This window comes from uncultured Neptuniibacter sp. (assembly GCF_947498015.1).
GTDB lineage: Bacteria > Pseudomonadota > Gammaproteobacteria > Pseudomonadales > Balneatricaceae > Neptuniibacter.
Map to the genome: position 1 here is coordinate 41,560 of NZ_CANMIR010000016.1, position 23,406 is coordinate 64,965.

A 23,406-nucleotide genomic window follows, 5' to 3' on the forward strand; every position below is an offset into this window, starting at 1 on the left:
GTGAATATACCAACTTATCCACAGATTATCTGGATAACTAACAATACCTAACCCGCTACAACACAGTTTCGTCCCTGACCTTTGGCCCGGTATAGAGCCCGATCCGCATGATTTTGCAGATCCTGATAATCACAATGTGTCTCTTTAGACCATTCCACCACACCGATACTTACCGTTATACGAAAGGCTCCGTTTTCATTCTGAAACTCATTCAGTTCAATGCTAGCTCGAACTCTTTCCGCTAATCCACACGCTTCTTTCAGATGTGTTTCAGGCATCAGGATGACAAACTCCTCCCCCCCCAGTCGTGCAACTACATCTGTCTTGCGAACCGCGCAATAACAGATCTCATAAAACTCCTTTAAGACCTGATCTCCGACCGCATGCCCATAGGTATCATTTACTGACTTAAAATAGTCAATATCAAGCATGAGCACAGAGAGAGGGCGCTCAAACCGCTCTATGCGCGATACTTCCCGCTCAGCAAGGCGGATGAACTTACGTCGATTCATAGCGCCTGTGAGAGGGTCAGTCGTAGCCAGATGCTTATAGCGCTCATGTTCCATCTTATTCCGTAAAAGGTCCATCGCCTGCCGCTGCCGATAAACAGCCGCAGAGATATCTGCCTGAAGCAGGCTACGGCGACATGTCTCATAGGCTTTAACCATCTGACCGAGTTCATCATCAACATATCGATCCGTAAACATATAGTCACGGTGCCCTTTAGTCAGACTGATCATCGCTCTTTTCAATTTTCGTACTGGATAGATAATACTGAAATTGAGCATCCATGATGAAATCAGGGTAATCAGAATAAAGATAATCAAAACAAAGGCGGTAAAATAGAGCTTCATTTTCAGCTGAGCTTCTACAGCCCCTGCACTCGAATCAATATCACTAACCAATCGGTCTGCTAAAACCTTTAACTGATCGATCTTATGAGAGAGCACCGAAAACCAGGCATTTGCGGCCTGATGATCAACCTTTCCCAGCTCAATATCAGAGATCAGACGGCGTTCGAAATCCTCTACCTGCCGTATTACCATGCCCCCCAGAAGTTCATCATAGAGCTGTTGCTGCTTATCAGAAGCCACCTGATTAAAGAACTGAGCCAAACCCTGCTGCTCCCCCAGTAGCTGGATGAACCGATATAACTCGGATTTCGTTGTCTCCTCCTGTGATAGATAGAGAGTCCCCAATGCCCGCTCCTGACCCAATACCTCCTTCAACTCAACAATCGCACTAAAAGCCGTTATATTCGAAGCGACAACTGAATCCATCTCAAGCATCGCCATACCAGCAGGGATATCCAGAAGTTTTGAAATAATATGGGTATAGCTGCTTTGCATATCTTCGATCGCAACACTCTTCTGATCAGTTTTTGTTCTAACCTTATCAATGCCCGCTAATGCCACCACTGTCTCATCAACTGCCAGCTGCATCTCTTCTGTTAAGGCTTTATGTGAAAATCGATTCAGCCTTTGCTCAAATGCAGATAATGCGGTATCTGTTTTTTCACGCTGAATATCCAATTCATCAACAAAATTTCGATAATCTGAACCGATCATGCCGGTAGTGATTCCACGTTCAGCCTGAAGGCTGTGAGCCAGATCATTCACCTCATGAAATAGATGACTAACCTTTGTTAACTGACTCACTGAGCGATAGTTTTGAAAGCTTCCTACAAGGATGACAGCACTTAATAAGATCAGACCGATAAAAGGGAAAAGGGCCGTAAGGAAGATACGTTGACCCAGTGGCAACTTACCACTAATCCATGCGACGAAATGTTGTAAATAGGTCCTGTCGGGCTTATTCAAACTGGTCAACCCATGTTCATAAGCATCCTGAAAGTACTCCATATCATCCACGACAATATGGTTTAACAGCCAGTCAATCAGAAACAGATAAATGTCACGCGCCACCTCAATACTATCCGCATTGATCAAGGCATCTCTGAGCTCAGGAACCTTAGCAATAAACTGTTGATGAGATTGAATATGCTCTTCCAGCTGCGGATAATCACATTCACGCATCAACTGTTCTTCACGCGTAAAGTGCAGCTTCACATAGCCCTCCAGCTGGAGGAATACTTTTTCAATAACATCCGATTCGTGATTTGACTCTATCGCATCCGATAGATCCGAGATAATTGATAGGAGCATTTTGTGATCGTTATCGATCGATTCAACTCCTACGCTTAGCCCATCATCCCACTTAAATTCACTCATCTATTAAAACCTGGCACACAAACCGGAACCTGTCATAAACGACACACCTTAATACTGAAAATAACTCTAAGATCATAAAAATAGATACCACCCCAGCCTTTCAATAACCACTCCTCGAAAGGGGTATTACCATGATAACTATAAGGGCTTTTGTTACAAATCAATTCCGCATAATTCAGGCATAAAAAAACCGCTATTGTGTCCAATAGCGGTTTTTATAAAAGTACTACGCCTATTAGCTTACAGCATCGTCAGCCAGCAGATCTTTCATAGACAGTTTAATACGGCCACGCTGGTCTACGTCCAGAACTTTAACCTTAACCATCTGATCCATCTGGATGTAGTCAGTTACTTTCTCAACACGCTTGTTGTCGATCTGAGAAATGTGAACCAGACCATCTTTACCCGGTAGGATATTAACGAAGGCACCGAAGTCTTCGATACGTACAACCTTACCTTCGTAAACCTGACCAATCTCTGCTTCTGCAGTGATTTCGATGATCTTATCTGTCGCTGCTTTCGCTGCTGCCTTGTCTGCAGCGTATACGCGAACTGTACCATCATCTTCGATATCGATAGATGCGCCGGTTTCTTCTGTCAGTGCACGGATAGTTGCACCACCTTTACCGATAACGTCACGAATCTTCTCAGGATTGATCTTCAGCTGAGTAAGAGCAGGTGCATTATCTGGAAGCTCTGGACGCGCGTAACCAATAACTTTCGCCATCTCTTTCAAGATATGAACACGTGCTTCATAAGCCTGTTCCAGAGCGATATCCATGATCTCTTCGGTGATACCAGTAATCTTGATATCCATCTGTAGAGCTGTGATACCCGTTTCAGTACCTGCTACTTTAAAGTCCATATCACCCAGGTGATCTTCATCACCCAGAATATCCGTCAGGACTGCAAAACCGTTCTCTTCTTTAACCAGACCCATTGCGATACCCGCAACCGGTGCTTTAAGAGGAACACCTGCATCCATCATCGACAGGGAAGCACCACATACAGAAGCCATGGAGCTAGAACCGTTAGATTCAGTGATCTCAGATACGATACGGATTGTGTATGGGAACTCTTCCTGTGTTGGCAGAACTGCAGCCACACCACGACGAGCCAGACGACCGTGACCGATCTCACGACGGCCTGCACCCATCATACGACCACACTCACCTACAGAGTATGGAGGGAAGTTGTAGTGCAACATGAACGGATCTTTACGCTCGCCTTCAATTGCATCGATGATCTGCTGATCACGTGCAGTACCCAGCGTACAAGTAGCGATAGACTGTGTTTCACCACGTGTAAACAGCGCAGAACCGTGCGTACCCTGAAGAACATCAATCTGAACATCGATGCCACGAACAGTTTTGTTGTCACGACCATCAATACGCGGTTCACCCGCTACGATACGACCACGAACAATCTCTTTTTCCAGAGAGCTTACGATACCAGAAACATCACCCGCGCTAGGTTGCCCCTCCTCATCGCCAGCCAACGCTTCTACCGCCTGTGCACGCAGATCTGCCAGAGCATTCTGGCGCTGCATCTTATCAGCGATCTGATAAGCAGCAGTGATACCTTCACCAACTTCCGCACGCACTTTCGCAATTAACGCTTCATCTTTCTCAGGCGCATTCCACACCCACGCTTCCTTACCTGCTTCAGCTGCCAGTTCGTTAACCGCATTGATAACAACCTGCATCTCCTGATGAGCAAACAGTACAGCACCAAGCATCTCATCTTCAGACAGTTCCTGTGCTTCGGATTCAACCATCAACACAGCATCAGCTGTACCTGCAACCACCATGTCCAGCTCAGATGTAGCCAACTGCTCGAAAGATGGGTTCAACAGGTAACCCGCTTCTTCAGTGAAGCCAACACGGGCTGCACCAATTGGCCCCTGAAACGGGATACCAGAGATTGCCAGTGCTGCTGAAGTACCAATCATTGCAGCAATATCAGGATCATTTACCTTATCTGCAGACATTACGGTACAAACAACCTGTACTTCGTTCATGTAACCTTTCGGAAACAGTGGACGAATTGGACGGTCGATCAGACGAGAAGTTAATGTCTCTTTTTCTGATGGGCGAGCTTCACGCTTGAAGAAACCGCCAGGAATGCGGCCTACAGCGTAGTATTTTTCCTGGTAATGAACAGAAAGTGGGAAGAAACCCTGACCTTCTTTCGCTTCTTTAGCACCAACAACAGTACAAAGTACTTCGTTACCGCCCATTTTAACCAAAACGGAACCTGTTGCCTGACGCGCTACGCGACCAGTTTCAATAGTGACTTCCTGGCCACCAAACTGGAATGTTTTTGTTGCTACTTGAAACACAATATTTTCCTTACATTAAGTTTGCGGAGTAGTCACAGGTCAACGCTCATGCCTTCTGTCTAGCCAGTACTCTAATGAACTCTTTATTGGAAACAAAAACTCATAAGAGTACGGGCGGGATGAAAGTGTTGCGCAGTAACTGACTCCAGATAAAGCCGGGGCCATACAATGTATGGCCCCGTTGAATTCACACTAACTTAGCGGCGCAGACCAAGACGCTTGATCAGCTCAAGGTAACGATCTGCATCTTTACCTTTCAGGTAATCCAGCAACTTACGACGCTGGTTAACCATACGAATCAGACCACGACGAGAGTGATGGTCGTGCTTGTTTGCTTTGAAGTGACCCTGCAGGCCTTCGATGTTTGCAGACAGCAGAGCTACCTGAACTTCCGGAGAACCTGTATCACCTTCACCACGAGCAAAATCAGCAACGATCGCCGCTTTCTTTTCAGTTGTTAATGCCATTTCTAATCTCCTAAATAATATGCACACAGCCACTAAAGCTGCCGGATTAAAAGAAACGATGCACCGAGCATATTTTCAGTACAACGCCACATTATCGATTCTCAGTTGAGAATCAGAAAATTCTTTACTGATCAGCTTCCGTACAGATAAGACGTTTAGGTTTCAGGTGGTCATCAATTACTTCTGCGACACCCAAAAACCGCTCTGATCCAACCTGTCCGGATACACCAAACAGGCGAACTAATCGCCCATCTGCAAACTCTTTATGTGCAACAGACTGCCCATGTAGAATCAAATGAGTTTGCTGATCATCTAAGCTAACTGCTGGCAGGTTATCCACTGCAGCCCAGGCTGGCAATAATAGCTTATCCAACTCCATTTGTATGCTTTTTTGCTCCGTCTCATCCTCGTTGTCTGGAAGCAAAGCGCGCAGTTCATCCAGGCTCATCATACGGTCTGCTGTAAAAGCCCCCACATCCAAACGATGCAGCATGCTGACGTGCGCACCACAGCCCAGAATATGCCCAAGATCTTCTACAATCGAACGAATATATGTCCCTTTCGAACAGAATACTTCGATATCAACCTCATCCGCTCGTAAAGCCAGCAGCTTAATCTGATGGATCATGACCCGACGCGGTTTAACTTCGACCTCGATCCCCTTACGGGCTAACTTATACAGTGGCTGACCCTGATGCTTTAATGCAGAAAACATTGAGGGAACTTGCTCAATTTCGCCACTGAACTGAGATTGCAGGATCTCATCGATCTTAGAGGCTGTTAATCCTTCAGGAACAGGCTTCTCTTCAACAACAGCACCATCCGCATCACTGGAATCAGTTCGGATACCCAGCTTAGCCGTGGTGATGTAACGCTTATCTGAATCTAACAGGTGTTGCGAGAACTTAGTCGCCTCTCCCAGACAGATAGGTAGCATCCCGGTCGCTAAAGGATCCAATGCACCGGTATGGCCCGCTTTAGCGGCTCCATAGATACGTCGCACCTGCTGTAACGCAGAATTGGAAGAGATACCGGACGGCTTATTCAACAGGAATACACCGTCGACCGCCCGGCCTCGGGATTTTCTACGACGACCCACGCATTACTCCTCGTCGGTGCCGTTATCAGAACTCTGATTTTCCTTGCGGATAGCCGCTTCAATCAGGTGGTGCAGATGTCTGCCGCGCTCAATTGTTTCATCGAAATGGAACCGAAGCTGCGGCATTACGCGTAACTTAACATTGCGACAAAGCTCACCACGAAGGAAGCCTGCCGCATTGTTTAGGACTTTAAGTGAATCAACAATTGCTTCAGCTTCATCTTTACCATTGAGTGGTAATACTGTGATGTAGACATCAGCAAAGCCCAGATCCTTACTGACCTTAACGTGACTGACTGTCACCATGCCTAAGCGAGGATCTTTTACTTCAAACTGGATTAACTGAGCCAGCTCACGCTGCAGCTGGTCAGCAATCCGTGATGTACGACTATAATCGCGTGCCATAAAGGTTATCTATTACCTTAAAGTGTGCGCTGAATTTCAACAGTGTCGTAGACCTCAATCTGATCTCCGACCTTAACATCGTTGTAGTTCTTAACACCGATACCACACTCCATACCCTGACGCACTTCGTTAACGTTATCTTTAAAGCGACGCAGGGATTCCAGCTCACCCTCATAGATAACAACGTTTTCACGCAGGACACGGATACGTTTATTACGGAAGACGGTACCTTCAGTCACCATACAACCAGCAACTGCACCAATCTTAGGCGCCTTGAAGACATCACGTACTTCAGCAATACCAACAATCTCTTCACGATATTCTGGTGACAACAAACCACCCATCGCCTGTTTAACATCATCGATGATATCGTAAATAACACTGTAGTATCGAAGTTCAATACCTTCGCGCTCCATCACCTGACGAGCCTGAGCATCAGCACGAACGTTAAAGCCAACCATCAGCGCTGAAGCCGTTACCGCAAGGTTTGCGTCGGTTTCAGCAATACCACCAACACCGCCAGAGACGATATTAACCTTCACTTCGTCAGTGGATAGATCTTCTAGGGCATGAGTCAGTGCCTCGAGTGAGCCACGTACGTCTGTTTTCAATACGATATTGAAAGTTTTGACATCGCCTGCCTGCATGTTGGCAAACAGATTTTCCAGTTTCGATTTCTGCTGACGAGCCAGTTTCACATCACGGTATTTACCCTGACGGAACAGAGCTACTTCACGAGCTTTTTTCTCGTTAGACACCATGGTGAATTCATCACCCGCATTTGGTGTGCCATCTAAGCCCTGAATCTCAACTGGAATTGCTGGGCCCGCTGCCTCAATGGGTTTACCATTTTCATCCAGCATCGCACGAACACGACCGTAGTGCAGGCCGGCAAGAACGATATCACCTTTACGCAGCGTTCCATTCTGAACCAATACCGTTGCAACAGGGCCGCGGCCTTTATCAAGACGTGATTCAACAACCACACCCTGACCCGGCGCATTAGGAACCGCTGTGAGTTCAAGGATCTCTGACTGAAGCAGAACAGCATCTAACAACTCATCAATGCCCTGACCTGTTTTAGCAGAGACATTAACAAACTGGTTTTCACCACCCCATTCCTCAGGAATAACGTCCAATGCAGCCAGCTCATTCTTCACACGATCTGGATCAGATTGTTCTTTATCGATTTTGTTAACCGCTACAACCAAAGGTACGCCAGCAGCTTTCGCGTGCTGCACCGCCTCTTCAGTCTGAGGCATCACACCATCATCAGCGGCTACGACCAGAATAACGATATCGGTAACAGATGCTCCACGAGCACGCATCGCTGTAAAAGCAGCATGTCCCGGTGTATCCAGGAAGGTAACCATACCGTTGTCAGTATCAACATGGTAAGCACCGATATGCTGTGTAATACCACCAGACTCACCAGATGCTACGCGTGAAGAACGGATGTAATCGAGCAGAGATGTTTTACCATGGTCAACGTGACCCATTACAGTAACAACCGGTGCACGGCCTTCAGCATCACCTTGCTGAGACTGGATGCTCTCCATCAATGCCTCTTCCACTGCATTTTCCTGCATTGGTTTAGGCTTATGCCCCATCTCTTCGACAACCAAAGTCGCTGTATCCTGATCAATCACTTGGTTAATAGTCGCCATTGCGCCCATACCAAACATGATCTTAATGACTTCAGCCGCCTTGACGTTCATCTTCTTCGCCAATTCTGCGACAGTAATACTTTCAGGGATGTTTACTTCCAGCACCTGCTGAGAGGTAGGCTCCTTGAAACCGTGCTCATTTGGCTTATTAGAGACAGGCCTACCATTTTTACCCCGGTTACGGCTGATTTTGCCTCCGCGGCGATCCTGATTGCGATTATCAGAACCTTTCTTCTTGCCTTTACCACGACGATTATCATCACGTGAAGCAGGCTCTTTCTTCTTAGCCTGTTCCTGCGCCTTGAAGCGAGCTTCAGCTTCAGCTTCAGCTTTCTTACGACGTGCTTCTTCTTCCTCTTCACGCTTGATGCGGGCAGCTTCTTCAGCTTCCTGCTGTTTTCGTGCTGCAGCAGCTTCCTGCTGTTCACGACTAGCTTCCTCTTCGGCTGCGCGAGCCGCTGCTTCAGCTGCTTCCTTAGCCGCCTGCTCTTCTGCTTCACGCTGCTGGCGTTCCGCTTCAAGGCGCACTTCCTCAGTTTTCTGAGCTTCAAGCGCTTCATCAGCAGCTGTTTCAGGTCCATCCATCTCAGAACGTTTGACGTAAGTACGTTTTTTACGCACTTCAACATTCACTGTTTTTTTCTTACCAGATGCGCCTGAGACCTTAAGTGTTGACGTTGTCTTACGCTTTAACGTGATCTTTTTAGGTTCTGCATCTGCAGAATCTTCACCATGACTACGTTTTAAATGACTCAAAAGTGATTGACGCTCATTTTCTGAAACCTCAGCGGTCTCATTCTTACCCGAAATTCCGGCTTCCTGCATTTGCTCCAACAAACGCTCAACGGAAACACCAACCATTTCGGCAAGCTGTTTAACTGTTACTTCTGCCATGTTAGGAGGCTCCTCTTCCGTTAATCTTTACTCTTCAGCAAACCATGGTGCACGAGCAGTCATGATTAACGCTGCAGCTCGCTCTTCATCCAGGCCTTCGATACCTAGCAGGTCGTCAATTGACTGTTCTGCCAGATCTTCCATTGTGATGACACCTTGAGCAGCAAGCAGGTAAGCCAAATGCTTATCCATGCCGTCCATTTCCAGCAAATCTTGAGCTGGTTCAGCGCTATCGAGTTTTTCTTCACTCGCAATGGCTAAATTCAACAATGCATCTTTAGCACGCTTGCGCAGTTCTTCAACGATATCTTCATCAAACCCATCGATCTCAAGCATCTCATCAACAGGCACATAAGCAACTTCTTCTAGTGTCGTGAAGCCCTCTTCCACTAACACTTCCGCAACATCTTCATCCACATCAAGATGATTGATAAATGTATCAATAACTGAACCAACTTCTGACTGATGCTTTTCCTGCGCATCTTCTTCAGTCATAACGTTGAGTTCCCATCCAGTAAGTTCAGATGCCAAACGAACATTTTGACCGCTGCGACCAATCGCCATTGCCAGATTTTCCTGAGCAACAGCCACATCCATGGAATGAGTTTCCTCATCAAGCACGATGGAAGCGACATCAGCAGGGGCCATTGCATTGATCACCAACTGCGCCGGATTATCATCCCACAGCACGATATCAACACGCTCACCGCCAAGTTCATTAGAGACAGCCTGCACTCGAGATCCACGCATACCTACACAAGCGCCAACCGGATCTATACGGCCATCATTTGTCTTAACTGCAATTTTTGCCCGAGAACCTGGGTCACGTGAAGCTGCACGAATTTCAATAACCTCTTCGGAAATTTCAGGCACTTCGATACGAAACAGCTCAATAAGCATTTCATTACAGGAACGGCTCAATATCAGCTGTGGACCACGTCCTTCAGAACGAACTTCCAACAGTACCGCTCTAACACGGTCACCCATACGGAACGCTTCACGCTGAATTAACTGATCTCGTGGAAGTAACGCTTCCGCATTGTTACCCAAGTCTACGATAATATTATCGCGTGTAACTTTTTTAACACTGCCTGAGATCAACTCACCCTGACGATCACGATATTGCTCAACAACTTTAGCGCGCTCAGCTTCACGTACTTTCTGCACGATTACCTGTTTCGCAGTCTGAGCTGCAATACGTCCGAACTTAACTGACTCAACCTGCTCTTCGTGAATTGAACCTGGCTGAAGAGAAGTATCAATCTCTTCAGCTTCTTCCATTGTCAATTCAGTCCCTAATGCTGGTACCTCTTCGTTGCTTACAACCAACCAACGACGGAAAGTTTCATAGTCGCCAGTTGCCCGGTCAATAACGACACGGATATCAGCTTCTTCGTCGTAACGCTTCTTAGTTGCTGTAGCCAGTGCAACTTCAATCGCTTCGAAAATAACCTCTTTCGGAACATCTTTCTCGTTAGAAACTGCTTCCGCAACCAACAGAATCTCTTTATTCATGCTTCTGCCTCGCCTAGACCTCTAATCCACGTTTAGAACTGAGGGATAATGTTTGCACGATCGATATACTCGATCGGTAGCATATATTCTTCGTTATCAACCACAACCAGTACTTCGTCGCCTTCTATACCATTCAGAACGCCTTTGAATTTGCGGCGTCCTTCAAATGCAACCCTAAGCCGAATTTGAATTGTTGAACCTGCATACGCTTCAAACTGCTCCAAGGTAAATAGAGGACGATCCATACCAGGAGATGACACCTCAAGGGTGTAATTGCCGGCTATTGGATCCTCTACATCCATAATCCCGCTGACCTGATGGCTGACCTTAGCGCAGTCATCTACGTTAATGCCATTCTCAGAATCGATATAAACCCTAAGGGTGCTGTGTTTTCCCTGTGAGAGAAACTCAATACCCCAGAGTTCGAACCCAAGTGCTGTCACTGAAGGTTCAATCAACTCTTGTAATAGTTTCATTTTCGCTGACACGAATACCTCACCCGTACTTACACACAAAACTAACACTTACAAATCAATAAGTTAAAATCAGTTTCGCAAATTACAAAAACAAAAAATGGGTCTAAAGACCCATTCCCGACATACAGCATCTGCATAACGCCTAGCTGTATTACACCTACGAAAAAGCCCCTATAAAGGGGCCTTACGTTAAATAAGGTTGGTAGCGGGGGCTGGATTTGAACCAACGACCTTCGGGTTATGAGCCCGACGAGCTACCAAGCTGCTCCACCCCGCATCAAAACTGGTGCAAATTGTATATGCACCAAGCACCTTTATCAAGATAATGGTGCCCAAGGCCGGACTTGAACCGGCACGGCCTGACGGCCACTACCCCCTCAAGATAGCGTGTCTACCAATTCCACCACTTGGGCAACAAACTTTCACTGACTATCAATCTGCCTTAGGAACATCTGAATCAGCAGGCACTGCAGATTCAGACTCTTCCAATGCTGGTAATTTTGGCTCATCCGCCACAACTTCAGCTGCTTTACTTTCAATCAGCTCTGCTGAAGGGATACCCGCATCATTGATAGATTCCGCTTTGTTCTTTGCATATACAGCCAGAACAAAACTTGTAGCAAAGATACCTGCCGCAACAATTGCCGTCATACGTGACAGAAAGTTACCGCTACCCGTACTACCAAAAACTGTTTGAGATGCGCCGGCTCCAAATGAAGCACCCGCCTCAGCACCTTTACCTTGCTGCAGCAAAATCAAACCAATAACAGCCGCTGCCAACAGCACATGAACAATAAGAACTACTGTTTCCATCTCAGAATCGTCTCTTTACGCACCTGCCGCATGGCAGATAGCAATAAAATCATTTGCTTTGAGAGAGGCTCCACCTACCAGCCCCCCATCAACATCCTCATTAGCAAATAGCTCCGCCGCATTCGCCGCGTTTACACTACCACCATAAAGGATACGAATTTTTGCAGCTATAACTGAATCACTTTCAGCTAAAATCGCTCGAATTGCTGCATGTACTTCCTGAGCTTGTTCAGCCGTTGCAGTTTTACCTGTCCCAATGGCCCAGACTGGCTCATACGCGACAACTGCATCAGAAAACTTATCAATTCCTGCAGAATCGATCACTGCTTTTAGCTGACGACTCACGATATCTATGGTCGCACCAGACTCACGCTCTTCCAGCGTTTCACCAACACAGAGTATTGGCTTCAGCCCTGCATCCACAGCCGCAATAAACTTATCAGCGACCACTGTATCAGTCTCTCCATAGAGACTGCGACGTTCAGAATGACCCAGAATGACATATTCGCATCCAAGATCGTTCAGCATCGCCAAGGATATTTCCCCGGTGAAAGCACCATTTGGGTGCTCACTCACATTCTGCGCACCCAGAGCGATACTGCAAGATTGAGTAAACTCTTTCACCTGAGAGAGGTATACAGCAGGCGGACAGACCAGAACATCAATATTGGATGACCCAGCTGCAGTAGTCAGGCTACTCATCAGCTCATTGATGAAAGCGGAATCGCCATTCATCTTCCAATTTCCGGCTACTAAGGCTGTACGCATCGATACCCCCTATTTAAAGAGGCGCAAATATTAACTGGCTTAGACTGAAGTTTCAAGCTCAATCAACGCTTTTTCGACATCTGCCGCAAGCGTCTCACAGAGACTATTCACTTCACCCGCGTCCTCACCTTCAACCATCACTCGCACGACCGGCTCAGTACCTGAAGGCCGTAGCAACACACGTCCACGCTCTCCCAGCTCTTCTTCGGCAGTGGAAACCGCAATATTGATTGCTTCAATCTCGTTCGTATTCACTTTCTGGGGCATACGAACATTGATCATCCTTTGCGGCAATTTTGTCATCCCATGGCGCAGCTCATTCAAACTACAACCTGTTTCAACAATCGCTTTCAGAATCTGGAGCGCAGCCACAGTACCATCACCCGTTGTAGTGAGATGCCTACATACGATATGGCCTGAGCTTTCACCACCCAGCAACCAATCATTTGCATACAACTGTTCCATCACGTAACGGTCGCCTACTTTCGCACGAATAAACGGAATATCTTCTCGCTGATAGGCTTGCTCTAGCCCAAAATTGGTCATCAACGTACCTACGACCCCACCCTGGAAACTACCTTCACGCCTCATCTGGGATGCGATGATATACAGTAGCTCATCGCCGTCGACCTCTTCACCTTGATGATCAACCATGATGACTCGATCCCCGTCACCATCAAGCGCTATACCAAGATCCGCCTTTTCTGCAGTGACAACCGTTTGCAGGCGTTTTGTGGCCGTCGCCCCACAATCTTCATTAATATTAAGGCCATCCGGTGACGACGCGATTTCAACAATATTGGCCCCAAGCTCTGTAAATACCGAAGGGGCCACATGGTAAGTTGCACCATTGGCACAGTCCAAAACAATCTTCAGCCCTTTCAGACTGATGCCACCGGCGGTTGCCTTACAGAACTCTATATAGCGCCCTGCTGCATCATCGATGCGCTTAGCCTTACCTAGCTCAGCAGAATCAACCGTTGTCATGGCAATATCCATCTGCGCTTCGATCGCCTGCTCGATCTCATCCGGTAACTTAGTGCCCTCTGATGAGAAAAATTTGATGCCATTATCAAAGAAAGGGTTGTGTGATGCGCTAATCACGATCCCAGCATCAGCTCTGAATGTTTTTACAAGATATGCAACCGCGGGAGTTGGCATCGGCCCAGTCAGCAACACATCAACACCAGCTGCTGACAATCCTGCTTCTAACGCAGACTCAAACATATAGCCCGAAATACGTGTATCTTTACCAATCAAAATTCGGCTATGACCTTCACGAGCAAAAACTTTCCCCGCCGCCCAACCGAGCTTGAGAACAAAATCAGGGGTGACTGGAAACTGCCCTACCTTTCCTCGAATACCATCAGTTCCAAAATAACGCTTGCTCATCCTCTATCCTCTTTTACACCAATGCTTCAGCATTCACTGCCTGAACCATCTTTACTACATCCATTGTTTCAGCCACATCATGCACCCGCACGATCTCTGCGCGCTTCATTGCAGCTATTGCGATTGTGGCAAGACTACCAGCTAACCTCTGATCGATTTCACGACCCAGTACCGCTCCAATCATAGACTTTCGCGAGGTCCCCACCAATAATGGAAGCTCTAACGACCTGAAATAATCTATCCGATTCAGTAACCTCAAGTTGTGCTCAACTGTTTTACCAAATCCAAACCCAGGGTCCAGCACAATCCGCTCTTTCAAAATCCCATTTTGGAGACAGTCATCCACACGATGTGATAAGAAATCACACACCTCATCCAGAACGTCACTATATTCGGGTCGCTCCTGCATGTTTGCCGGATTTCCCTGCATATGCATCAAGCATACAGCGAGATCAGTCTCCCGTACTGCATCAATTGCACCTTCGCGCCCCAGGGCACGAACATCATTGATCATTCCGGCACCTAGCTTTGCTGACTCCCGCATCAGCTTAGGTGCACTGCTATCAACCGAAATGATTACATCCAGTTCGCTGGCAATTTTTTCTACCACTGGGAGTACACGATCCAACTCTTCCTGTAGCCCCACAGGTTTAGCACCCGGTCGAGTGGATTCCCCTCCCACATCAAGGATCGAAGCCCCCTCACGAACCATAGCCTCAGCACGGACCAGAATCTCATCCAGAAGCAACTTCGAACCGGTATAGAGCTTACCACCATCAGAAAATGAATCGGGGGTTACATTCAGAATACCCATGACCTGGGTCTGCGACAGATCAAGAAAACGATCGCCACATTTTAATTTGCACATAAACTTGTTTCTGATACTAAAAAAACATTAAAAAAGGCCGGCTATTTACACAGCCAGCCTTTTATCATCTATTCCACTCAGTGGAGATTATTATCCGGAGACTGCGGCACATCAGGGTCAACACCCTCACTATCCGATGAGCCTGACGGTCCTTCCTCACCAGCTGATTTTTCCTCTACTGTAGCACCATCACCAGAATCATTCCCTTTTTCATCCTCTTCAACCCAACCTTCAGGCGATGAAACAGGTTCACGATTCATAAGCTGATCTATCTGTTTGCTATCTATCGTTTCATATTTCATCAATGCCTGACACATTGTTTCAAGGATATCGCGATTTTCAGTCAATATCTGCTCAGCCTTCTGATAGCACTCATCGATAATTTTGCGCGTTTCACTATCAATCCGGCGCTGAGTATCTTCCGCAAGAGGCTTAGCCCCCTGACCATAACCACGATTAAATGGATCTGACTCTTCCTCATCATACAGGAGCGGACCCAAAGCATCCGTCAATCCCCACTTTGCGACCATACTACGGGCAAAGGAGGTCGCACGCTGTATATCATTAGAAGCACCTGTTGTGACCCCCTCTTTACCCAGCGTCATCTCTTCAGCAATCCTGCCTCCATAGAGAGAGCAGATATTGGACAGAATAGACTGGCGGCTATGGCTGTAACGATCCTCTTCAGGAAGAAACATTGTCACACCTAACGCTCGGCCACGAGGAATGATAGAGACTTTATAAACAGGATCATGTTCAGGCATCATGCGCCCGACAATTGCGTGCCCAGCTTCATGATAAGCCGTGTTCAGGCGTTCTTTCTCAGACATCACCATTGATTTACGCTCTGCGCCCATCATGATTTTATCTTTCGCCTTTTCAAACTCATCCATACCCACTGTGCGCTTATTAGAACGGGCTGCAAAGAGGGCCGCTTCATTCACCAAATTGGCAAGATCGGCACCTGAGAAACCAGGTGTTCCTCGCGCAATCAGTTCTGGTTTTACGTCTTCACCTAGTGGCACTTTGCGCATGTGTACCTTTAGGATTTTTTCACGACCGCGGATATCTGGCAGGCCTACATGAACCTGTCGATCAAAACGGCCCGGTCGAAGCAGGGCCGGATCAAGCACATCAGGGCGGTTAGTCGCAGCGATAACGATAATCCCTTCATTACCTTCAAAACCATCCATCTCAACCAACAATTGGTTTAGTGTCTGCTCACGCTCATCATTACCACCACCCATGCCAACACCACGGTGACGACCGACGGCATCGATCTCATCAATAAATATGATGCACGGTGCATTTTTCTTCGCCTGGTCGAACATGTCGCGAACACGAGAGGCACCCACACCCACAAACATCTCAACAAAATCGGAACCTGAGATACTAAAGAACGGCACTTTCGCTTCGCCGGCTATCGCTTTTGCCAACAGCGTTTTACCCGTACCCGGGTTACCCGCCATCAGCACACCTCGAGGAATATGGCCTCCCAGGCGCTGGAATTTACCTGGATCACGCAAGAAGTCGACCAATTCACGGACATCTTCTTTTGCTTCTTCAACGCCAGCAACGTCATCAAAGGTCGTTTTAATCTGATCTTCACTCATCATCCGGGCTTTTGATTTACCGAATGACATAGGGCCACCTTTTCCACCCCCTCCCTGCATCTGGCGCATGAAGAACATAAATACAGCGATAATCACCAAAATTGGGAAAGATGCGACAAGCAACTGAGTCCAGATGCTTTGCTGCTCAGGCTGCTTACCCTCGATGGTCACATTATGATTAATCAGGTCATCAACCAATTTAGGGTCCTGCAACGCAGGGCGTACAGTCTCAAACATCTCACCGTTACTACGCTGCCCTTTAATGATGTAACCATCAATAATGACCTTAGTGACACGATCATCCTGAACCTCTTTAACGAAGTCAGAATAGCTGAGACGATTAGACTCACTACTTTGATTAAAATTATTAAAAACTGTCAGCAATACCGCTGCGATCACCAGCCATAGAACTAGATTTTTCGCCATATCATTCAATGGAATACCCTCAATTTGCTGATTTTTCTTTGTGTTTGGCGCGAAAGGCTAAACACTATACCATGCGGTCACTATTGACCACTAAATCCGTTCACTAACCTTTAAACCCTTTGCCTAACAGATAAACCTCACGCGAACGGGAACGTGAGGAATCGGGTTTACGTGTAACTACTTTGGTAAAGCTTGTACGCATATCCTGCATATATTGATCAAAACCTTCCCCCTGAAAAACCTTGGCAACAAAATTGCCTCCCGGTTTAAGAACTTCACGCGCCATATCTAACGCCAGTTCAACAAGGTACATAGCCGCAGGCTGATCAACCGCAGACATACCACTCATATTGGGGGCCATATCTGAAATTACAAGGTCTGCGGGCTCATCTCCTAAAGCCGATAAGATTCGATTGAGAACCTCTTCTTCAGTAAAATCTCCCTGAACAAATTCAACACCCGCCATACTATCCATAGGCAGAATATCTGACGCTACCACACGACCATGATCACCAACACGCTCAGCAGCTATTTGAGACCACCCTCCAGGAGCCGCCCCTAGATCCACAACCGTCATACCAGGCTTAAAAAGCTTATCTTTCTGATCCAGTTCAATTAGCTTGAAGCTTGCACGGGAGCGATACCCCATCTCTTTAGACTTTTTCACATAATGATCATCAAAATGCTCTTTTAGCCAACGTTCACTGCTTGTAGATTTTGCCACGTGAGGAATGCTCTTCTGGTTGAATATGCCATGCGCTACTCAGATGCACACAACTGATGTAAAATTGAGCCCTACTGAATCTGCTGATTAATGACTCACTTATGAGTTCAGCCAAACCTTGAGGCAACGTATTTTAATATGAGCTTGAATCCTGAGCAAAAGAAGCATTACCGGACACTTGGCCATAAACTCAACCCTATTGTAACTGTAGCAGGAAAAGGTCTGACAGAAACGATTCAGCTTGAGGTTGATCGCGCTCTCGAAGATCATGAACTGATCAAGGTAAAGTTTGCTGTCGGTGATCGTGATATCAAAAAACAGATGATTCGCGAACTGTGCTCTATTGTTGAAGCCGAAATCGTCCAGGAAATTGGGCATATTGCGCTTATCTATCGAAAAGCGATAGAACCCAACCCCAAGCTTTCCAATCTGCTGCGCTAATACTGAATCGCGAAAACCAAAAAAAAAGGGTGCCATAGGCACCCTTTTTAATATCACCGCTTAGATGTGAGCGACCTCATCAATCTCAAATTCAGTGGCACCGCCTGGCGTCTGAATATTGACGATATCACCCTCTTCTTTACCAATTAAGCCGCGCGCAATAGGTGAGTTAACAGATATTTTGTTTGCTTTAATATCTGCTTCATCATCACCTACGATCTGGTAGGTCTTGGTCTCATCTGAATCCAAATTGATGATGGTAACCGTTGTCCCAAAAATCACTTTTCCAGAATGCGGAATCGCGGTTACATCAATAACCTGACAGTTTGATAATTTACTCTCTAACTCCTGAATCCGGCCTTCAATAAAGCCCTGCTGCTCACGCGCTGCGTGATACTCTGCATTTTCTTTCAGGTCACCGTGCTCACGTGCTTCTGCAATATCAGCAATAACACGTGGACGATCAACTGTTTTAAGCTGATCAAGCTCTTCGCGAAGCGCTTTCTCACCAGATGCAGTCATAGGTACTCGATTCACGCTTATGCTCCCAAATCCTGAACACGGCGAACTTCTTTCTCTTCACCGAATTGCAGCGCCATCGCAATCGCTTCTGCACCTGCCAACGTTGTCGTATAAGGCACTTTATGCTGCAACGCACTACGACGGATATCTGCAGAGTCTTCGATCGCTTTGCGGCCTTCGGTTGTGTTCACAATGTAAGCGATTTCATCGTTCTTAATCATATCAATGATATTCGGACGACCTTCCATCACTTTATTCACAACTTCAGCTTCAATACCATTCTCTTCCAGTAGCTGGGCTGTACCCTTCGTTGCCACTAGTTTGAAGCCCAGAGCAACGAGGTCTTTCGCCATACCAGCAACAGCAGATTTATCAGCCTCACGTACAGAAACGAACGCTTTACCAGATTCAGGAAGGGTTTCACCCGCGCCGATATGCGCCTTCATGAAAGCTTCACCGAAAGTGGCACCCACACCCATAACCTCACCGGTAGATTTCATCTCTGGTGACAGGATTGGATCAACGCCCTGAAACTTATTGAATGGGAAGACCGCTTCTTTAACATTAAACAGTGTTGGTACGATCTCTTTAGTGAAGCCCAGTTCCTCAAGAGATTTACCCGTCATGACCTGTGCACCAATCTTCGCCAGTGACACTCCGATACACTTAGAAACAAACGGTACTGTTCGTGATGCACGAGGGTTAACCTCAATCACATAGATCTCACCATCCTGATACGCCAGCTGAGTATTCATCAAACCAACAACGCCGAGTTCCAGCGCCATCTTGCGCACCATCTCGCGCATCTCATCCTGAACATCTGAGGCCAGACTATACGGAGGGAATGAACATGCAGAGTCACCGGAGTGAACACCCGCCTGCTCGATATGCTGCATGATTGCACCAATGACAACATCTTTGCCATCACAAACAGCATCAATATCAACTTCTACCGCAGCATTAAGGAAGTGATCCAGCAAAACAGGCGCATCATTAGATACCTGCACAGCCGTAGTCATATAACGACGAAGCTCTTCTTCCTTGTATACGATCTCCATCGCACGACCACCAAGTACATAAGATGGGCGTACAACAAGTGGGTAACCCAGCTTGTCTGCTTCAATAATCGCTTCTTCCAGAGAACGCACAGTCGCATTTTCCGGCTGCTTCAGACCCAGGCGCTTCAGCATCTGCTGGAACTGCTCACGGTCTTCTGCACGGTCAATCGCTTCTGGGGATGTACCAATAATTGGTACACCAGCCTGCTCTAGGGCAACAGCCAGTTTCAGAGGAGTCTGACCACCGTACTGAACGATAACGCCTTTTGGTTTCTCAACATGCACGATCTCCAGTACATCTTCCAGCGTAATAGGCTCAAAGAACAGACGATCTGAAGTATCGTAGTCAGTAGAAACAGTTTCAGGGTTACAGTTAACCATGATCGTTTCGAAACCATCATCACGAGCGGCCAGTGCGGCGTGTACACAGCAGTAATCAAATTCAATACCCTGACCGATACGGTTAGGACCACCGCCGATAACCATGATCTTCTCACGATCAGATGGGTTAGCTTCACACTCTTCCTCATAAGAGGAGTACATATAAGCCGTATCAGATGCGAATTCAGCAGCACAGGTGTCAACGCGCTTATAAACCGGACGTACGTCCAGGTTGTGGCGGTGCTTACGGAACTGTTTCTCGGACACTCCCAGCAGAGTCGCCAGACGCTCATCAGAGAAACCTTTACGCTTCAGACGGAAGACGGCATCTTTATCCAGATCAGACATCGCCATCTCAGATACACGCTGCTCATCTTTAATGATGTCTTCAACCTGTACCAGGAACCATGGATCAATACCACTGATCTCATATAGCTCCTCAACGCTCATACCCATACGGAAAGCGTCGCCCAGATACCAGATACGCTCCGCACCCGGCTCTTTCATCTCACGAACAATAGTTGAACGCGCATCTTCGCTTTCAATATCGATAATAGGATCAAAGCCAGTTGCACCAACTTCCAGACCACGGAGTGCTTTCTGCAGTGATTCCTGCTGTGTACGGCCAATCGCCATCACCTCACCAACAGACTTCATCTGCGTGGTCAGACGATCATTTGCCTGCGGGAATTTCTCGAAAGTAAAACGAGGGATCTTAGTCACTACATAATCGATAGAAGGCTCAAATGAAGCCGGAGTTGCTCCACCGGTAATATCGTTCTGCAACTCATCCAGCGTGTAACCGATCGCCAGTTTTGCCGCAACTTTTGCAATTGGGAAACCAGTAGCTTTTGATGCCAGAGCAGAAGAACGAGAGACACGAGGGTTCATCTCGATAACAACCATACGGCCATCTTTCGGATTCACACCAAACTGAACGTTAGAACCACCGGTTTCGACACCGATCTCACGCAGTACCGCCAGAGAAGCGTTACGCATCAACTGATATTCTTTATCAGTCAGTGTTTGTGCAGGTGCAACTGTGATGGAGTCACCTGTGTGAACACCCATCGCGTCAAAGTTTTCTATCGCACAAACAATGATGCAGTTGTCGTTTTTATCACGAACAACTTCCATCTCGTACTCTTTCCAACCGATCAGGGATTCGTCAATCAACAACTCAGTTGTTGGCGACAGATCCAGACCACGCTCACAGATCTCCATAAACTCTTCTTTGTTATACGCGATACCGCCACCGGTACCACCCATTGTAAAAGAAGGGCGGATAATACATGGAAAACCAAGCTGAGCCTGAACCTGCAAGGCTTCTTCCATGCTATGAGCGATCGCTGCACGTGGACATTCAAGACCAATCGCTTTCATCGCTTTATCGAAGCGATCACGGTCCTCAGCCTTGTCGATAGTGTCTGCATTAGCGCCGATCATCTCGACACCAAATTTTTCCAGAACGCCTTCACGCTCAAGATCCAGTGCACAGTTAAGAGCTGTCTGACCACCCATGGTTGGCAGCAGCGCATCCGGGCGCTCTTTCTCAATAATTTTTTCAACCGTTTTCCAGTTAATTGGCTCGATATAGGTCGAGTCAGCCATAGCTGGATCGGTCATAATTGTCGCTGGGTTAGAGTTAACCAGAATTACGCGGTAACCCTCTTCACGCAGTGCTTTACAAGCCTGAGCACCAGAGTAGTCAAATTCACATGCCTGACCGATAACAATCGGGCCAGCACCCAGGATCAAAATACTTTCTAAGTCCGAACGTTTTGGCATCAGTAATAAACCAGTCGTATCAGTTAATAACTGCGGCAGATGGAGAATTCACATCTACCTGGTATCGTTTCTTTATAATGGCGTTTAAGCCTTTGCTGCACGCATATCTGCAATAAAGCGGTCAAACAGTGGCGCCACATCGTGGGGACCCGGACTTGCTTCAGGATGCCCCTGAAAGCTGAATGCAGCACGGTCAGTACGCTCAATACCTTGCAAAGAACCATCAAAAAGAGATTTATGTGTAGCACGTAGATTCTCTGGCAACGCAGCTTCATCAACAGCAAAGCCATGGTTCTGAGAGGTGATCATAACCTGCTTACCATCAAGATCCTGGACCGGATGGTTCGCACCATGGTGACCAAACTTCATCTTCATTGTCTGCGCGCCTGACGCAAGAGCAAGCAACTGATGACCAAGGCAGATACCAAATACAGGAAGCTCTGTATTACAGATCTCCTTAATTGCTGCAATCGCATAGTCACATGGCTCAGGATCTCCTGGACCATTAGATAGGAAAACGCCGTCTGGATTCATTGCCAGCACTTCAGCAGCCGGGGTCTTAGCCGGTACTACCGTAAGCTTACAACCGCGCTCTACTAACATGCGCAGAATATTGCGTTTTACACCATAATCATAAGCGACGACGTGGAACTCCTGATCGGAGGGTGCTTTATCTTCATGCCCAACGCCAAGTTCCCAGGTCGATGAATTCCATTCGTAGCTTTCTTCAGTTGTTACGACCTGTGCAAGGTCCATCCCTTTAAGGCCAGGGAAATTTTTAGCTTCGGAAAGCGCCTTAGACTCGTCAATCTCTCCAGCCATGATGCAGCCATTAAGAGAACCCTTCTCACGCAAAATACGTGTCAGGCGACGAGTATCAATATCGGCTATACCGACAATGTTATTGTCTTTGAGGTATGTATCGAGGTTATTTTCGTTACGGAAGTTGCTCGCTACTAGAGGAAGATCCCGGATGACCAAACCGGCAACCCAAGTACGAGAGGATTCTTCATCCTCTGAATTTGTACCTGTATTACCAATATGTGGATATGTCAGGGTTACAATCTGACGGCAGTAAGATGGATCTGTCAAAATTTCCTGGTAACCCGTCATAGAGGTATTAAATACAACCTCGCCGCTAGACAGACCGTCTGCGCCAATGGCTACGCCCTTGAAAATACTTCCGTCCTCAAGAGCAAGAATGGCTGGTCTCGCCAATTGAACCTCCCCGCGTTAATTCGCAACAACTAATTCAGAAACGATACGTGCAAAAAAGCGAGGTTAAACCGAAATTTGACCTCGCTTCCTTGTAAGAAATCTGTGTTAATAATTTGCCTCAGGCAAACCGGCTGTATTCTAAGGCATAAATACACTTTCTGTCTATTACGCAATTGCAAAATACAGTAAATGTCAGTATCAGAATACAAACCTCTCTATCTGAAACGAAAAAGCCCCGATCACTGGGTGACCGGGGCTTTCTCTTAATTAAATGCTTGGCGATGACCTACTCTCACATG

At 46.9% G+C, this 23,406-nt stretch carries 18 protein-coding genes and 2 tRNA genes; 1 reads left to right on the forward strand and 19 read right to left on the reverse strand.

Features of this window, described 5'->3' with window-relative positions; translation table 11 throughout:
- Positions 1–47 precede the first annotated feature (47 nt).
- The 16 genes from Q0882_RS15695 to rlmE all read right to left on the reverse strand — a co-directional run bounded on the left by Q0882_RS15695 (position 48) and on the right by rlmE (position 17,699).
- Complete coding sequence (locus Q0882_RS15695; protein WP_299183634.1) at positions 48–2,231, reverse strand: bacteriohemerythrin; 2,184 nt, start codon at positions 2,229–2,231, stop codon at positions 48–50.
- Positions 2,232–2,466: 235 nt separating this feature from the next.
- Positions 2,467–4,572: a polyribonucleotide nucleotidyltransferase gene (pnp, locus tag Q0882_RS15700; RefSeq protein WP_299183636.1), complete on the reverse strand. Its 2,106-nt coding sequence runs from the start codon at positions 4,570–4,572 to the stop codon at positions 2,467–2,469.
- A 197-nt stretch (positions 4,573–4,769) separates the two neighbouring features.
- Entirely contained in the window at positions 4,770–5,039 is a 270-nt protein-coding gene (rpsO, locus tag Q0882_RS15705; RefSeq protein WP_299183637.1) for a 30S ribosomal protein S15, read from the reverse strand.
- 124 nt (positions 5,040–5,163) lie between these two features.
- Positions 5,164–6,138, reverse strand: a complete 975-nt coding sequence (gene truB, locus Q0882_RS15710; protein WP_299183640.1) for a tRNA pseudouridine(55) synthase TruB — start codon at positions 6,136–6,138, stop codon at positions 5,164–5,166.
- A gap of 3 nt (positions 6,139–6,141) precedes the next feature.
- Complete coding sequence (rbfA, locus tag Q0882_RS15715; protein ID WP_299183643.1) at positions 6,142–6,543, reverse strand: 30S ribosome-binding factor RbfA; 402 nt, start codon at positions 6,541–6,543, stop codon at positions 6,142–6,144.
- Between the two features lie 17 nt (positions 6,544–6,560).
- Entirely contained in the window at positions 6,561–9,104 is a 2,544-nt protein-coding gene (infB, locus tag Q0882_RS15720; RefSeq protein WP_299183645.1) for a translation initiation factor IF-2, read from the reverse strand.
- Positions 9,105–9,131: 27 nt separating this feature from the next.
- Entirely contained in the window at positions 9,132–10,619 is a 1,488-nt protein-coding gene (nusA, locus tag Q0882_RS15725) for a transcription termination factor NusA (RefSeq protein ID WP_299183647.1), read from the reverse strand.
- A 32-nt stretch (positions 10,620–10,651) separates the two neighbouring features.
- Entirely contained in the window at positions 10,652–11,107 is a 456-nt protein-coding gene (rimP, locus tag Q0882_RS15730; RefSeq protein ID WP_299183651.1) for a ribosome maturation factor RimP, read from the reverse strand.
- A gap of 188 nt (positions 11,108–11,295) precedes the next feature.
- Positions 11,296–11,372 (reverse strand) — tRNA-Met (locus Q0882_RS15735).
- Positions 11,373–11,421: 49 nt separating this feature from the next.
- Positions 11,422–11,508, reverse strand: a tRNA-Leu gene (locus tag Q0882_RS15740).
- A 19-nt stretch (positions 11,509–11,527) separates the two neighbouring features.
- On the reverse strand, positions 11,528–11,908 hold the full coding sequence (gene secG, locus Q0882_RS15745; RefSeq protein ID WP_299183652.1) for a preprotein translocase subunit SecG: 381 nt from the start codon (positions 11,906–11,908) through the stop codon (positions 11,528–11,530).
- 15 nt (positions 11,909–11,923) lie between these two features.
- Positions 11,924–12,676, reverse strand: a complete 753-nt coding sequence (gene tpiA / locus Q0882_RS15750) for a triose-phosphate isomerase (RefSeq protein WP_299183654.1) — start codon at positions 12,674–12,676, stop codon at positions 11,924–11,926.
- Positions 12,677–12,715: 39 nt separating this feature from the next.
- The gene (glmM, locus tag Q0882_RS15755) at positions 12,716–14,068 is read right to left on the reverse strand and encodes a phosphoglucosamine mutase (RefSeq protein ID WP_299183656.1); all 1,353 of its coding nucleotides are present in this window, start codon (positions 14,066–14,068) and stop codon (positions 12,716–12,718) included.
- A 13-nt stretch (positions 14,069–14,081) separates the two neighbouring features.
- Positions 14,082–14,936 (reverse strand): dihydropteroate synthase, encoded by an 855-nt coding sequence (gene folP / locus Q0882_RS15760; protein ID WP_299183659.1) that lies wholly within the window; start codon positions 14,934–14,936, stop codon positions 14,082–14,084.
- Between the two features lie 77 nt (positions 14,937–15,013).
- Positions 15,014–16,975, reverse strand: a complete 1,962-nt coding sequence (gene ftsH / locus Q0882_RS15765; protein WP_299183662.1) for an ATP-dependent zinc metalloprotease FtsH — start codon at positions 16,973–16,975, stop codon at positions 15,014–15,016.
- Between the two features lie 103 nt (positions 16,976–17,078).
- Positions 17,079–17,699, reverse strand: coding sequence for a 23S rRNA (uridine(2552)-2'-O)-methyltransferase RlmE (rlmE, locus tag Q0882_RS15770; protein WP_299183664.1), 621 nt, complete (start codon positions 17,697–17,699; stop codon positions 17,079–17,081).
- A 138-nt stretch (positions 17,700–17,837) separates the two neighbouring features.
- On the opposite strand from rlmE, the gene Q0882_RS15775 reads away from it, so the two are divergent.
- A complete protein-coding gene (locus Q0882_RS15775; protein ID WP_299183667.1) occupies positions 17,838–18,140 on the forward strand; it encodes a YhbY family RNA-binding protein in 303 nt (100 codons plus the stop codon).
- A gap of 60 nt (positions 18,141–18,200) precedes the next feature.
- Here Q0882_RS15775 and greA read toward each other — a convergent pair whose 3' ends face one another.
- The 3 genes from greA to carA all read right to left on the reverse strand — a co-directional run bounded on the left by greA (position 18,201) and on the right by carA (position 23,107).
- The gene (greA, locus tag Q0882_RS15780; RefSeq protein WP_299183670.1) at positions 18,201–18,677 is read right to left on the reverse strand and encodes a transcription elongation factor GreA; all 477 of its coding nucleotides are present in this window, start codon (positions 18,675–18,677) and stop codon (positions 18,201–18,203) included.
- Positions 18,678–18,679: 2 nt separating this feature from the next.
- Positions 18,680–21,889 (reverse strand): carbamoyl-phosphate synthase large subunit, encoded by a 3,210-nt coding sequence (gene carB / locus Q0882_RS15785; protein ID WP_299183673.1) that lies wholly within the window; start codon positions 21,887–21,889, stop codon positions 18,680–18,682.
- 84 nt (positions 21,890–21,973) lie between these two features.
- Entirely contained in the window at positions 21,974–23,107 is a 1,134-nt protein-coding gene (gene carA, locus Q0882_RS15790) for a glutamine-hydrolyzing carbamoyl-phosphate synthase small subunit (RefSeq protein ID WP_299183675.1), read from the reverse strand.
- Positions 23,108–23,406: the final 299 nt, after the last annotated feature.